The sequence below is a fragment of the Mucilaginibacter sp. P2_A5 genome, from assembly GCF_056404995.1.
This window is the reverse complement of record NZ_JBFUCY010000029.1, coordinates 16975-32693: the sequence shown is the minus strand read 5'-3', so window position 1 is coordinate 32693 and position 15719 is coordinate 16975. Positions and strand designations below refer to the sequence as shown.

The 15719-nt window shown below is 43.9% G+C and carries 7 protein-coding genes; 5 read left to right on the top strand and 2 right to left on the bottom strand.

All coding sequences use genetic code 11. From position 1 onward, the window contains the following. Positions 1-39: 39 nt before the first annotated feature. Entirely contained in the window at positions 40-2949 is a 2910-nt protein-coding gene (gene gcvP / locus AC1DXF_RS22290; protein ID WP_477450912.1) for an aminomethyl-transferring glycine dehydrogenase, read from the bottom strand. A 126-nt stretch (positions 2950-3075) separates the two neighbouring features. Here gcvP and AC1DXF_RS22285 point away from each other — a divergent pair, with 126 nt between their 5' ends. Both AC1DXF_RS22285 and AC1DXF_RS22280 read left to right on the top strand, forming a co-directional pair. Next, complete coding sequence (locus tag AC1DXF_RS22285; RefSeq protein WP_477450911.1) at positions 3076-6564, top strand: T9SS type B sorting domain-containing protein; 3489 nt, start codon at positions 3076-3078, stop codon at positions 6562-6564. A gap of 48 nt (positions 6565-6612) precedes the next feature. Beyond that, positions 6613-10104, top strand: a complete 3492-nt coding sequence (locus tag AC1DXF_RS22280; RefSeq protein ID WP_477450910.1) for a T9SS type B sorting domain-containing protein — start codon at positions 6613-6615, stop codon at positions 10102-10104. 90 nt (positions 10105-10194) lie between these two features. Here AC1DXF_RS22280 and AC1DXF_RS22275 read toward each other — a convergent pair whose 3' ends face one another. Beyond that, positions 10195-10911, bottom strand: a complete 717-nt coding sequence (locus AC1DXF_RS22275; RefSeq protein ID WP_477450909.1) for a pyridoxine 5'-phosphate synthase — start codon at positions 10909-10911, stop codon at positions 10195-10197. Positions 10912-11615: 704 nt separating this feature from the next. Between AC1DXF_RS22275 and AC1DXF_RS22270 the strand changes: the two genes are divergently transcribed. Genes AC1DXF_RS22270 through AC1DXF_RS22260 form a run of 3 tightly spaced genes read left to right on the top strand, consistent with a single transcriptional unit; the run spans position 11616 to position 15715 of the window. Further along, positions 11616-14216 carry a hypothetical protein gene (locus AC1DXF_RS22270; protein WP_477450908.1) on the top strand — a complete coding sequence of 867 codons (2601 nt, stop codon included), beginning with the start codon at positions 11616-11618 and terminating at the stop codon, positions 14214-14216. A gap of 1 nt (position 14217) precedes the next feature. Beyond that, positions 14218-15297: a DUF928 domain-containing protein gene (locus AC1DXF_RS22265; protein ID WP_477450907.1), complete on the top strand. Its 1080-nt coding sequence runs from the start codon at positions 14218-14220 to the stop codon at positions 15295-15297. Further along, positions 15284-15715 carry a hypothetical protein gene (locus AC1DXF_RS22260; protein ID WP_477450906.1) on the top strand — a complete coding sequence of 144 codons (432 nt, stop codon included), beginning with the start codon at positions 15284-15286 and terminating at the stop codon, positions 15713-15715. Before AC1DXF_RS22265 ends, AC1DXF_RS22260 begins: the two co-directional genes overlap by 14 nt. Positions 15716-15719: the final 4 nt, after the last annotated feature.

Below are 15719 nucleotides of genomic sequence, written 5' to 3'. Positions count from 1 at the left end.
GTCTTTTTCTTTTATAGTATCCGGTTTTTACTTCCGGTCTCAGGTTCCGTATTCCGGGGTGGTTACTTCGCTTTCTTCAAACTCGTAATCGGTTAACGGCGGGCATGAGCATATGAGCGTCCTATCACCATAAGTATCATTAACCCTGCCAACCGATGGCCAGAATTTGAATGCCGCCACGTAAGGCAGCGGGAATGCCGCTTTTTGGCGGGTGTATGGATGCTCCCACTCATTGCCGGTAATTACGGCTACGGTATGCGGCGCATTTTTTAACGGATTATCAGTTTTATCTAAAATACCGCTGGCCACGTCGGCAATTTCATGACGGATGGCGATCATGGCATCGCAAAAACGGTCAAGCTCATGTTTAGGCTCCGATTCGGTTGGCTCAACCATTACCGTGCCGGCAACCGGGAATGATACAGTTGGCGCGTGGAAACCATAGTCCATCAAACGTTTGGCAATATCTGTAACCTCGATGCCGAACGGTTTAAACGAACGGCAATCCAATATCATTTCGTGTGCGCAACGGCCATTAGTGCCGGTGTATAATACCGGGAAATGATTTTCTAAACGGGTTTTGATGTAGTTGGCATTCAGGATAGCGTAACGGGTGGCATTGGTTAATCCTTCGCTGCCCATCATGGCTATGTAAGCATGTGAGATGATCAGGATAGATGCCGAACCCCATGGTGCTGCAGATACCGCGTGGATAGATTTACCCCGTTCAATATCAACCACTGCATGGCCTGGTAAGTAAGGTACCAAATGCTTAGCCACACCAATAGGGCCCATACCAGGGCCGCCGCCGCCGTGAGGGATACAGAAGGTTTTATGCAAGTTTAAGTGGCAAACATCGGCTCCAATATTGGCCGGGCTGGTTAAGCCTACCTGGGCGTTCATGTTGGCGCCATCCATATAAACCTGGCCGCCATTTTCATGAATGATTTGGCAAATCTCGATGATCGATTCCTCAAATACACCGTGTGTAGATGGGTAGGTAACCATTAAGCACGATAGCTCATTTTTATATTGCTCGGCTTTGGCACGCATATCGGCAACGTCGATGTTACCATTATCATCACATTTAACAACCACTATCTTCATACCTGCCATAGCTGCAGATGCCGGGTTGGTGCCGTGTGCCGATGATGGAATTAACGCGATGTTACGATGCATATCGCCCCTGTCGTGATGGTAGGCGCGGATAACCATCAGGCCTGCGTACTCGCCTTGTGCGCCCGCGTTTGGCTGCAGGCTCATTGCCGCAAAGCCGGTAATCTCACTCAGCCAGTTGTTAATCTCGTCAAACAGCTGCATGTAACCGCCAACCTGGTCGGTTGGTGCAAAGGGGTGAATTTTGCTGAAATGGTTCCAGGTAACCGGGATCATTTCGGTAGTGGCGTTCAGCTTCATGGTACATGAACCCAAAGCGATCATGGAATGACAAAGCGAAAGGTCTTTTGCCTCCAACGATTTAATATAACGCAGCATTTCATGTTCTGAATGGTGCGAGTTAAACAAGCCATGGGTTAGGTAAGCAGATGTACGCTGTAATTCGGTTGGGATTACTGTTTCCAAATCCGCTTTCAGTCCCTCAAAATCAACATCGTTAATGGTTTTGCCCAATACTTTGGCAAAAAACCTTACAATGGTTTTAATATCTTCGGCCGATGTGGTTTCATCAACAGAAATGGTAATAACCGAACCTTCATAGTTCAGGTTCATTTCGTTGTTCAGCGCTTCAGAATGGATAGGGCCGGCTAAATGGGCCACATCAAACTTCAGGGTATCAAAGTAACTTTCGTTCAGTTGTTTGTAACCTAATTCGCCAAGGGCATTCGCCAACAGGATCGTTAAGCCATGAATTCTTTCGGCAATTAATTTAACTCCCTTAGGGCCATGATATACGGCATACATACCAGCCATTATGGCTAATAATGCCTGCGCAGTACAAATGTTTGAAGTGGCTTTATCCCTGCGGATGTGCTGCTCGCGGGTTTGCAAAGCCATACGCAATGCATAATTGCCGGCACTATCAATAGTTACGCCAATGATGCGGCCGGGGATGGAGCGTTTATACTCTTCTTTAGTAGCAAAAAATGCGGCATGCGGCCCGCCAAAACCCATGGGCACACCAAAGCGCTGTGTGGTACCAACAACAATATCGGCGCCCCATTCGCCCGGAGGGGTTAACAGCACCAAGCTCATGATATCGGCAACAACGGTTAGCTTAATACCTTTTTCGTGACCGGCGGCAGCAAAATCTTTGTAGTTGTATACCGCGCCATTACCGGCAGGGTATTGTACAATGGCGCCAAACATATTGTCGGTTAATTCAACCGTGCGGTGGTCGCCTATTTGCAGCTCGATGCCGTAAGGCTCCGAGCGGGTTTTTAAAATATCTATAGTTTGCGGGAACAGCTCTTCGGATACGAAGAACACATTGGCGGCATTGTTTTTACGCAGGCTGTATTGCATAAACATAGCCTCGGCAGCTGCAGTACCTTCATCCAGTAACGATGCATTGGCAATTTCCATCCCGGTAAGGTCAATAACCATGGTTTGGAAATTTAACAAAGCCTGTAAGCGGCCCTGCGCAATCTCGGCCTGGTATGGTGTGTATTGGGTATACCATCCGGGGTTTTCGAGGATGTTGCGCTGAATAACACCAGGCACAATTACATCATAATAACCCTTGCCGATGAACGACTTAAATACCTTGTTTTTTAATGATGTTTGTTTGAGTGTAGTGAGGTAGTCAAACTCGCTTTTCGCAGGTGGCAAATCAAGCGGTTTTTTTAGCCTGATCTGGTCTGGAATGGTTTGCGCTATCAGTTCATCGAGTGAGCTAACACCGATGGTTTTTAACATTTTTGCCGTGTCGGCCTCATTTGGAGCAATATGCCTTGACTGGAATTGTTCCTGGTAATCTGCGTTAAGCTTCATGAAATAGTCGTCCCCTTAAATTTACTGCAAAGGTACGGTTTTACAATATGAGTAACAATTGCGTAATATGATATTGACAAAGCATTTACAGAGAAATTTTATATCTTTAACAGACTATACTTTATCATGTTTGCTAAGAAATTTTTACTATTAGTATCTGCTCTGTTTTTATTAAGCAATTGTTGTTTTGCTGCCACTATCATAGTAACCAGCAATGCCGATACGGGGCCCGGCACCCTACGGGAAGCACTTGCAGTAGCCGCAGCAAATGGTACAGCAACTGCCGACATTATTCAGTTTAATTTGCCGGGTAACCTGGTATCTGATCGTACTATCAGGTTAAAAAGCCAATTGCCGTTTATTACTTCAAATTTAACTATAGATGGTACTACCCAGCCAGGAATTGTATTTGGCGTTTCAAATGCAAGGGTTATTATAGAGCCCGAAACCTCGCCCGCTTATTTCAATGCCTTGAATATTAACGGCGAAGTAAATGCTGGCGGCGCGTCCGCAAAAAAAATAGCCATATATGGGCTGTACATCCGCAATTTCGCTAAAATTAACAGCCTGGCAACTGCCGATCTTAACCAGGGATCGGGCTTAATGATGCAGGGCGATGTAAGTGGGATTATTATAGGCGCACCTGGTAAAGGAAATGTTTTTTGCGGCAATATTAACGGAATTTATAACACCTCCTATTACTATGCAGCAGGCGCGTCGGATATCCAAATTCAAAGTAACATAATCGGTTTGCTTGACGACGGTTTTACCGCTGCCAGTAATTACACCGGTATCAACCTGAATTTAGATAAAGATGGTTTAATAGGCGGCACAGATGCCGGCATGGGCAATTTAATAGCGGCCAATGTCACCGGCATTAACATAACGCGGGCTTATTATTACGGCTTACCCAACACCGTCATCATACAAAACAACAAAATAGGAACCAATTATGCCGGCAAGGCCGATTTTAAAAACATCCCGCTTTTGCAGCAAAGCGCTTTCATTAAAGCTTATGGCATTAACGTTAATTCATCAAATACAACGGTAAACATCACCTCCAATTTAATATCGGGCCAGCGTTATTGCGGTATTTATATCGAAAACTCCACGTTTAAAATAACAGCAAATAAAATAGGAACAGATATTACCGGAACTAAAGACCTTGGCAATGGCGAGGGCATTCATGCCGGTACAGGTTCGTCTGGCACCATAGGCGGCGGTACCGCAGCAGACGCCAACTATATAGGATATAATTTTTATGGCATAGAAGCTTTAAACAGTACACATACGCTAATTACGCATAACAGCATTTTTTGTAACAGCGATTATGGTATCAGCGTTTTAAGCAATAGTTACCAGGTGCCATTTGTACAGGTGCTTAATTTTAGTGGCACAGCGGTATCAGGCACTGCCACGCCAAATTGTAATATCGAACTGTTTTTGTCGGATGATTGCGGCAATATATGCCAGGGTAAAACGTATATAGCCACTGTAAAATCAAACGGAAGTGGTGCATGGAGTTATTCGGGTACTTTTAGCAAGGCTGTTATTGCCACAGCTACGGATGCCAATATTAACACGTCGCCTTTTTCTTCATTGGTGATACAGGATAATGATTTGGTAGTTAAAAACTACACCTGCGCATACCAGGGCAGCGTAACTATACAGCAACCCCGTACCGGGCTTTTATTTCATTGGGATAAAAAAGAAACCAATGGGTCTTTAACATCAATTGGCAACACGCAAAATGTCAAAAATTTGTTGCCGGGCACCTACCAGTTAACCGTTCAATACCCGGGCGGATGTCAAAAAATAACGCAGCTGTTTGAGATAAAAGACCTGAGGATAAAAATACAGAACGTAATAGCGTCCACACCCCAGTGCCGCCAAAAATCGTTCCCGTTTGATGTGAATTTTACCGGCGGTACGGGCAACGTAACATTTGCCTGGAAAGATAAGACCGGGCAGGTAAAATCGACAGATAAGGCGGCCAACTTACCGGAGGGCACCTATACAGTTACCATTTACGACGAGGCCGGTTGCGCGGTTACCTCATCGCCGGCAATTACTATTAAAGCCAAACCTGGCCCCGATTATGACCTGTCGACCATGCAAGTTGCCCCTGCCCGTTGCGGAATAGCCGACGGCGGTATCAGTAATATAACCACTACAGTAGGTATTGGCACATTAACTTATAAATGGACAAATGCCACCGGAACAGTGGTAGCTACTACAAAAAACCTGGCCAAAGTTAAAGGAGGCTACTATACACTCACGTTGTATGACCAAAGCGAATGCAGCCCGTATTCGACGCCGCCCATTTTTATCGAGGAAACCAATTCTGTAAATATCAATGGAGGATCCATCACCCCGGCCAAATGTGGCGCCAATAACGGGGCAATAACAGGGGTATATGTTCAAAATGCCAATTTGTTTCAGTGGTACAACCCACAAGGCGCCCCGATTGCTACCAACCAAAGCAATTTAGATATTTTTGACCTGGCCGACGGTACTTATCGCCTCAATGCGGTTAATACAGTTACCAAATGCAGTAACGATGGATATTTTACTGTTAACAGGTTGGCACCCGAGGTGTTTACCATTAAAAGCCTGATAAGCACCCCCACCACTTGCGGATTAGATAACGGGGCGATTAACCTGGAGATTGAAGGAAAAATAATTCCCGCATCCTATCAATGGTTAAAGCAGGACGGCACTTTGATTGGCAGTTCGGCCAGTATAAGCGGATTAACCGCGGGCTTTTATACGCTTAATGTGACCGATAAATATGGTTGCCCAAGCGTGTTTGTAAACAATTTAGAAGTAAAGGTAACGCCACTATTGCAATTTTCGCCGCAGAATAACCCGGTTTCAAATCCCGATGAATGCGATCAGCTATTTGGGACTATTACCGGTGTTGAGGTTACAGGAGGTGTGCCCCCATACAAATACAGTTGGACCAATGCAAATAATGCCGTTGTTGGTACCGAAAAAGACCTTAAAAATATAGGCGAAGGAAACTACTCGCTAGTTGTTACCGATAATACCGCGTGCGCCATCCCGCTCACGCTTGAGCGTGCGGTTATCAATAATACGTTTACGCCCGATCCGCCTGTTGTTAATAACCAACGGATCTGCGATCCGGAAACAGTTACCATCAGCGTACAAAACCCGGTTGCGGGTACCTATAAATTGTATGCAGATTCGACATCTGCAACGCCACTTTTTACCAACACGACAGGTAAATTCACATTGTCTATTACCGAAACCAGTGATTTTTACATCAACTATAGCATTGGCAGCTGCGAAAGCAACCGCGTCCAAACCCATATTGAGGTGGTGCATGTAGATGTTAAAAAACCAAACTCATTTAGCCCCAATGGCGATGGCATAAATGATTACTGGAACATACAAGGCCTTGAGAAATTTCCGGGCTCGCTGGTACAGGTGTTTAACCGCTATGGTCAAAAGGTATTCGAATCTAAAGAGTATGCAACCGTTTTCGCCGGGAAATTCAACAATCAGTTGTTGCCGCCAGGCGTGTATTATTATATTATCAATTTAAATACGCCTTGTAGCCTGCTCTCGGGTAGTTTAACCATTATCAGGTAGGACAACTGTTGGATGTATGAAAGCGGTAAATCCTAAAGATTAATAACAATGCGTTGCAGGTACCTGTTTATCATATTGCTCACCTTATTTTGCCGGCAGGCAACAGCGGCGGTATTTGTAGTTACCAGCAACGCCGATAGCGGCCCGGGAACTTTGCGCGAGGCGTTGACTAAAGCTGCAGCCAATGGGAGTGCGGAGAAGGATTATGTTAATTTTAATTTGCCGGGTACGGGCGATGCCGGCCGCACAATTACTATCTCCAGTAAACTGCCGAACGTATCGTCAAATATGGTTATAGACGGAACTACTCAGCCCGGAGCTGCATTTGGAGTAAGTAATGCGAAAATTATTCTTCAGCCCGACAAGGTAAAAAACGAATTTAATGCACTCACCCTTACCGATGTGGATGGATTTGAATTATATGGTTTTTATATCCGAGATTTTGCTAATTACTTCACATGGTATTACTTAGGGAATGAAGAAACAAGCATTACCTCCGCTTTTTATGTCGAAACAAGTAAAAATATTCAGTTAGGTGCGCCGGGTAAAGGCAATATATTTACCAACGACGCCTACGTAATGTTAACGGCATGGGTTTCGTCAAAAACAGGACAGACATCTCCGGCCGGAATAGAAAACCTTAAAGTATTTTCAAACTTTATAGGTTTTGAGCCAGACGGAAAATCATATCGCGCAAAAACAATAAGCACATCAGCATTTGACATAACGGCCTGCAAAGGAAATATTGAATTTGGCGGCGATGATGTATCGCTGAGAAACTATTTTGGGTATGGCACCTCATACATTATGCATAAAGGCAATGGGGTGGAAACGGCGTTTGCCAGCACTATCAATATAAAAAACAACTACTTTAATTACGATGTAAACGGGCAGCCCATCACAAATTTATATCCTGAAGGCACCATATATACATTTTTGTTTGTAAATAATCCTAACAATGATTATCACAGCTACCCATACACTTACAATTTTATAAACAACAAAATTCAGTTTCCCTTGCAATTGTTAATGTATGAGGTTGGCGGAGATGTGACTTTACAGGGCAACGAAGAATTAATGGGGGTTGGACCTGTTGATGGCGGTGAGAAAAGAATAAATATAAACACCCAAGGAAAAATTTTAATAGGCGGTGACAAACCGGGACAAGGAAACATGATTTACGGATGCCAATTAGCTTTAGGCGGCCTTAAATCTACCATTTTAGATCATACCGGAATATATTGCGTAAAACTAAGGGATTACTATGATTGGGTATGGACAACCGGCGGTGAAGTATTTGATAAATTACCCAAGATAAATATTGATAAAATTACAACTTTGGGTGTATCCGGAACAGCCACTCCTCTATCTAAGGTAGAATTATATTGGGACGACGACTGCCACGATTGCCAACCCCAAACTTATTTTGCCACGGTATATGCGGATGCCAATGGCAAATGGGTTTACAATGGCGCAATCAAATCAGGTATAGTGGCATCCGCTACATTAAATGGTTTTACATCTATTTATACCATTTTGGCTATGGTTTATGATGTGAAGATAACACATAGCACATGTGGTTTAAAAAACGGCGCCGTCGATTTCGCATGGACCAATGCCGGGGCATATCAAATAACTAATGATAAGGGCATATTAATAGACGATAAGGCAAAGAGTACCGGTTTGGCGCCGGGAACATATACAATGAACGCAATAAATGGCACTTATTGTTCAAATAAATATCCGTTTACTATACTTGATGCAACTCCAAAAATAAATGACAGCCAAAAACAGTTAATTCCACCATCATGCGGTCAGGCATCGGGATCCTTTATAGGCTTATATCTTGAGAACGATGACGTGTTGCAGGAGCAAAGTGATGCTTACATCTATAAATGGACAAATGCTTTGGGCGAAACCGTAAGTAATAACCTGGATTTGACTGGTGTTAAATCAGGGAGTTATACACTTGAGGTATCTTATAAAAATACCTGCCCGGTAATTTATGGCCCGGTCATTCTTAAAAACGCCGCCGGGCCAAATATTGATGATTCAACACCCGCTATTACCAATACAACCTGCGGCGAATCAACAGGCTCCATAAAAAACATTATTGTTACCGGCGGCAGCGGCACCCGCCACTTTACCTGGAAGAACGCCCAACAGCAGGAAGTTGCCTATACACAAGACTTGGCTACCCAACCGGCAGGCAAATACACCCTACAGGTAACTGACGATACCCAGTGCGGCGTAATTTTTAGTAAGGAAATCGAAATAGCAGAAGTTAACGGCATAAGCATTACAGAATCGCTTAATTCCACATCACCTGCAAGTTGCGGCAAAGCAAACGGCGCGGCAACCGGCGTTACGGCAACCGGCGGAACTAAATATGAATGGCGCGATGCCCAGGGTAATTTGATGGGTAGTAACCTCGATTTAAAAAATGTACCTGCCGGAACTTACCAGCTCACGGTTTCAAATGATTATTGCCAGAAACAATCGCAGGTTTACCATGTCTTGGAACAGCCAGGCACTGTTTATCCGTCAACTTACACGGTAAAACACACACAGGCTTGTTATGCCAATACCAACGGATCATTATCGTTGACAGCCGATGCCCTTGTAAAATCGTATAGATGGGAAAATGATAAAAAGCAAAACGTTGGCACAAACGCCAACGCCTTAAGCTTGCCTGCGGGCAGTTATAAGCTTTACTTAACCGACCAAAACGGCTGCGAAAGTTATTACAACACGTACCAGGTAACGGAATTGCCGCAATTTAAAATAGCCGATTATGGACAAAAAACGGACGATAAATGTGGGTTAAAAGTAGGAGAGATAAAAAACGTTATAATAACGGGAGGGTTGCCGCCCTACACCTATAGTTGGACAAATGCCGCAGGCGAAGAAATTGGCCGTACAAACAGTATACAAAACCTTGCGATGGGCGATTACCAATTAAATGTGAAAGATGGCAGATGCGGAGATCTGGCGCAGGTTTTTCGTATAGAAGATATGCCTGTAGATATTAATGCCCCTTCGGCTTCCGATATCCAGATTTGTACCCCAGGCTATGCCCTGTTAGCGGTGACAGCCCCCGCAACAAATTTAACCTACCGATTATTTGATAAGGCTGATAGCGATTTGCCTTTAGACGAGCAGCCCAGCGGGCGCTTCGCGGTATCGGTACCATCAAACAGAAGCTTTTTTGTAAGTAGCGTAAGCGGCACTTGCGAAAGCCCAAAAACAGAAGTAAAAGTGTCGGTAGGCTTGTCTCCGCTCAGCATCGCCAACACCTTTACCCCAAACGGCGATGGCCATAACGATTACTGGAAGATCAGCAATGTCGAAAGCTACCCTGCAGCGGTAGTACAGGTATTTAACCGCAACGGCCAAAAGCTGTTTGAATCAAAAGGATATTCAACACCTTTTAACGGTACCTATAATGGTAAAGCTTTGCCTGTGGGCACCTACTACTATATCATCAACCTGAATAAAAACTGTAACCTGTTATCGGGCAGCTTAACTATTTTGAGGTAAGTCTGAGGTCAGGAGCCAGAGGTAGGAGGTCTGAAGGGAAAATACGTTGCACATTTCAATTCTCAGACCACAGATCACACACCACAGATCTTAGACCAGTTGCCTTAAATACATCTGGATGGTATTCTCCAATCCATAATATAACGCATCGCAAATAAGGGCGTGGCCTATGCTCACTTCATCCAAAGCAGGTATATTTTCGGCAAAGTATTTCAAATTATGCAGGTCAAGATCGTGCCCGGCGTTAATGCCCAGGCCAGCCTCATGTGCTACCTTTGCGGCTTCTATATATGGTGCTGTGGCCAGTTCTTTACCCTGGTGATAATGGGTAGCATAACCTTCTGTATAAAGCTCAATCCGGTCGGTTCCGGTTTTGGCGGCACCTTCAACCATTTTGGCAACCGGGTCAACAAAAATAGAAACCCGGATGCCCGCCTCTTTAAAAACGGCTATCATATCTGTTAAGTAATGATAGTTGGTGATAGTATCCCAACCATGGTTAGATGTTATTTGTCCTAATACATCGGGCACCAGCGTAACCTGCTCCGGTTTGTTGGCCAGCACCAGGTCAATAAATTTTTGTTCCTGGCAGTTGCCTTCTATATTAAACTCGGTAGTAACTATTTTTTTAAGGTCAAAAACGTCCTGGTAGCGGATGTGCCTTCCATCGGGCCGTGGATGTACAGTAATGCCCTGCGCGCCAAAACGTTCGCAATCTTTGGCAACCTGTACCAAATCGGGATTGTTTCCTCCCCTCGAATTACGCAGGGTAGCTATTTTATTGATATTGACAGATAAACGGGTCATGGCTATGTTACTTTTGCAATGGCAAATATCACCATTTACTTAAAAACACCCGAAAGTATTTTAGGATTGATTTATTTGAAAATTAATTATGAAGCTCCTGAAATTATTCTACTTGATTCAAGATCGCTCCGTTTTTTATAAAGCACAAATCCTCCGTTTTTGCCGGAGGGTTGGTAACCCGTCGGAAAATTCCAAGAAGCCTGTTGTAATATGATAATAATCCATGTTTTAACTGAATTTGAAGCTGAAATAAGGATTAAAATTATAAATATGGCAATGTTCTAAAAAATAGTTGATAATGTTTGAATATCTAATTGAGAAGCTGTATTTTAGTTGGAAAATCAGAGAACAAGCTATTCACCTGCAAATATTGAATGTGAATAGCTTGTTCTTATGATTGGCCTGGTCAATGTTGATCGGGCTTGCTTACTAACCTTATCATATCATATACTACTTCCCCGAATGGTAACACCTGTCGACGAGAGTTTGTAATGCTATGTCGAAATTGATGGTGTATGACTAAACTTTTACTTTCACTAGTATTTTTTACATATTGTTGCTTTTTTGCCTGCGAATCGTTTGCGCAGACTGCCGACACCCTGAAAAATATGAAGTCTGGTGTTTTAAATGTGAAAGCCTCCGACGGCTTAAGTTTAAAACCGGTCTCCGATGTGAAGCAACTTAAGCAACCAGTTACCAGAGCCGTGAATCAGGCCAGAAGCAAACTGGGGAAAAAACTAAGCGGGTTAAAAAAATCACCTGTTGATTTTAACCTCATTCTTGGCGAGGGACTGAGATATAACCCCGTCCCTGTTTATCCGGCGATAAACAATAGCCGGAGCTTTTTGAATATACTGAGTGTTCAGGGTAATATAAACCTTTACGGCATTCCCATCAATGTTAACTATTCCACAGACAGGGCTTCCGCCTACGGTACCTCCAATCCCTATAATGACCTGTTTAAGTTTGACTATCAACCGAACCAATTCAATGCGCTTTTTCAAAGTGAGCTTCAGCAATATGTAGATCTGCGAAGGGCAGCCCTTGACGGGCGGAACCTGACTGGTTATACCCGCAAGGAGATTTCGTATGAAATAAATGCGCACAAAGGTGATTTGGCAGTAGAGGCTGAAAACTCGTTATTATCCAATTATTTAAACGATGCCGAAAAGCTTAATGCGCTTTTGTTGCTGGATAAAGCGCAGATTAAGGCGAAACTTTGGGAGGAACTTACGCGAGAGGTACCTCTGATAACGACGCCCCAGAAGTTATCGCCCGGTTCCATAAGGATGTTGTCTGCTGACAGCCTGGAAGACAGTATATTACAAAAACTGAGCTCCAAAAAAACTGAGCTGCAGCTATTCGCTGATAATGCAAAGTTATCCGGCTATTTCGGCGATGCTTCGAATTTGTCAAAACTCCGTTTGATGAACGAGGACCAGATTACAGAAAAAATTATTGCTTTAAGCGACAGCAGCCTGTCTGCTGTCAGGAAGGATTCGATAAGTGCTGAAACCGCCCGGCAGCTTGCCCGGCGTGTGATGGTTTCTGTAAGGCAGGAGAATAATAGCGGATGGTCCGGTGCTTTAAAAGATGCCCAAAATGATCTTGATAGGAAATTAGAGGCTATAGCACCCGGCAGTAAAATAGTCGGAGCCCCCGTCGATATTAAAAGGAGGGCGATGACCGAAGCAGAAAAGATTCAATTGAATGACGATATAGACAACGTTGCAGAAACAATAACCGGAATAAAGGAAGGACTGACCAGCAAAGGAATGGAAGTAAAGAAAATGCTCCTTATGCAAAAATATATGGAGACCGGCGGTGTTGGGTTTTCCCCGGAATCTGCGAATGTTTTTTTGTCTCAGCAGCCAAAGGGAGCATTTCAACAGGTATTTTCGCGCCTCGGCGCTTTAAAGGTCGGCGCATTCAGCAATCAGCCCTCGGGCGCCGTGCAGGATAAGGACTTGTTTATGAAAGGAGGCAACGTCACTATAAAAAGCGGCGGAATTCCTATCACTTTTGGTTACGGATCTGTAAACGATTTGTCTTCGTCAAAAGACAATCAGTTTCAAAATTCCGTATATAATCAGCCGCGCAATATAACTTATATCGGAGCAGAGCTGAAACGCGCTGGGGCTGGTAATTTGAGTTTGTCTGTTATCAGCGCGCAAAGCCGCAATGGCGGTAATAGTCTTTACGCTACACCGGCCATATCATCCAATAACGTAGCAATAACCCTTTCAAAAAAACTGGCATTAGGTAAGCTGGGCGATTTCGGCTTTGATGTTTCCAAATCAAGTACCGTATATAGTAACAAGTACCAGGTGGGTGCTGAAGCAGTGCTTGACCAAAAGGGAGGGCTTAATTATAACCTCAGCAATGACCTGTTTCAGTCGCTATCCTTTGGTGTCGACCACCACCAGGACTTTGAAAGTATCGGCGCTTCAGATAATGTTTATTTTAAATATTCCGGTATGGGATATCAAAATCCGGCCACCAATGGTTTCGGCGGCGCGAAAATGAAATTCGGCGGCAACATTCGTAAATCATTTGACAATAACAAACTGATTGTAAATATGCGTTCGGACATCACCAATATGCCTATCAGTTATACATCCAGCGACAGGTGGAAAAATTACCAGTTTCAGCTGGAAAGCCGGTATCAGCTGAATAAAAAAGTAAACCTGAGCCTTAAATACATTACTAATGGCACAGGTAAACAAATAGATGGGGTAAATTCTTCGGTATACTCGTTTCAAAAAATTCAATTTGACGGCAACGCATCATACAAGATAGGAAAGTACCGGTCAGTAAGCCACTTTACCATTGGCGATCAGGCGATCACTAATAGCTTCGCCCCTCAATCCGGGTCTGCCATCAATATTCCGGCAGCTTCGGGCGCTACTACCAACGGTAACCAGGCATCACGAAATGGGGCAAACCTGCTCATTTTTAATTATACTCAAAGTCTGATCATACACCAGAATGTGCTTACAGCTAATGTTTTTGTAAACCGAGAATTAACCGGTTATAAACTGATTGGTAATTTGCTGAATTCGGATATCGCATACCAGTTTTTGCTGTTGAATAAATTAAATATCTCGTCCGGTATAACCTACCTTGATAACGCGGGCATCGCGAGGCAGGCAGGTATACGCGAGAGTATCAGCCTGATGGCTGGTAGTCGCTTTAACATAGAAACTTTTGTGGATATCCGGAAAAACATCATTCGCCCCCTATACCCGGACCTATATGCTAATTACAGGGCCCAATTAAGTATTTTTTACAGAATAAGTCATTAACATGAGATTACGTTTAACCCTGCTTCTGTTTCTTTTTTCGGCATCCGCATTTGGGCAGGTAAGCTTTTTATTTGTGCCGGAAGTATATGGCAGAAAGCCTGACGGCTTATTCAACTGCCGTATTATCAATTCCGGTGCTACCCAAAACGGTTATCTAACCATAACAGTAACGGAACGTAAAGGAGGGATAATCTGCCAGGTGCGCACAGCGGAATTTAGCGTGTTACCCGGCAGCAATCCCATACCCGTATCGGCAACAAGGGCTGCTTCAGTCAATTTTGCCTCAAACCGGCTCGGCCAGCTTACGGCAGCAAGCCGCTCGTTTCCCGAAGGCGATTATGACTATTGTTTTGCCTTGAATTACGTTCATAGCGACAATCCTCCCGAAGAACAATGTTTCTCCTATACGTTGGCGCCATTTGCAGAACTTAATCTGATCGATCCTTATAACAAAGATAAGATATGTGACAAACGGCCGCTGCTTACCTGGGAGCCGCTTATTCCTGGTGTTCCGGGATCATATTACCAGTTGGTGCTTACCGAAATACAAAAAGGGCAAAGCGCAACGGAGGCTATGAATTATAATTTGCCGCTAATTAATCAGAGTAACATCTTATCACCTATTTTACCTTATCCTTCTATTGCCCAGGAGTTGGTTAACAAAAAAAGATATGCCTGGCAGGTAACTGCATACAAGGACCAAACCATTCTTAACCGGTCGGATATATGGGAGTTCGTGGTTGACTGCCGTGACACGGTAAAGGCCGATTCTGTCATCGGGGGCTACCGTAGCATTGACGACCTTTCAAAAGGTAATTATTATATAGCCAAGGGAAAAATTCGTTTTGCATTGGTTAACCCCTACCAGCAGCAACAATTGAAATACAAAATAAATCCGCTTGACGACCCGTCAAAAGTTATTAAGGGGCTGCCGGCTATAAAGCTGTTGAACGGCGATAATACTATAACTATCGACCTTTCTGCTAATAATCGTTTTAAAGCAGGTAAATATTATGTACTGTCCGTTTGGTTACCCGACGGAGCGGTTAAGAACCTAAGATTTTTATATGAACAGGAATAGACAGCTAAGTTTACTGGCGGGCCTTTTATCGCTGCAATTATACGCATGCAAGGACAGGGATTTCAAAGAGATAAGTAACGGGGATGTCCGCATCCAGCTTACACGCCTTAAAGGGGCTAATCAGAATGACGGCTCCGGTTTCAAATTCAGGCTTTTGCCATCAAGAAGTTTTGCCGCCGCGCACCAGCTTCGTACCGAAAATTTCTGGTACCATATGGATAGTTGCTTTTATACAGAGAAGGATGGCGTTAAAACATATGTAGCTATGGTACAGCCCATAGCCAACGGCGTTAAAGACAACTTCGAATACCTGCTGCAATTTGACCCGGAAATGGCGGCGGCAAGTGACTCGGTACGGCTGGTGTATTATGATAAATATATCACCAGGCAACATTATACATTTAATATTCAGCTATAAATAT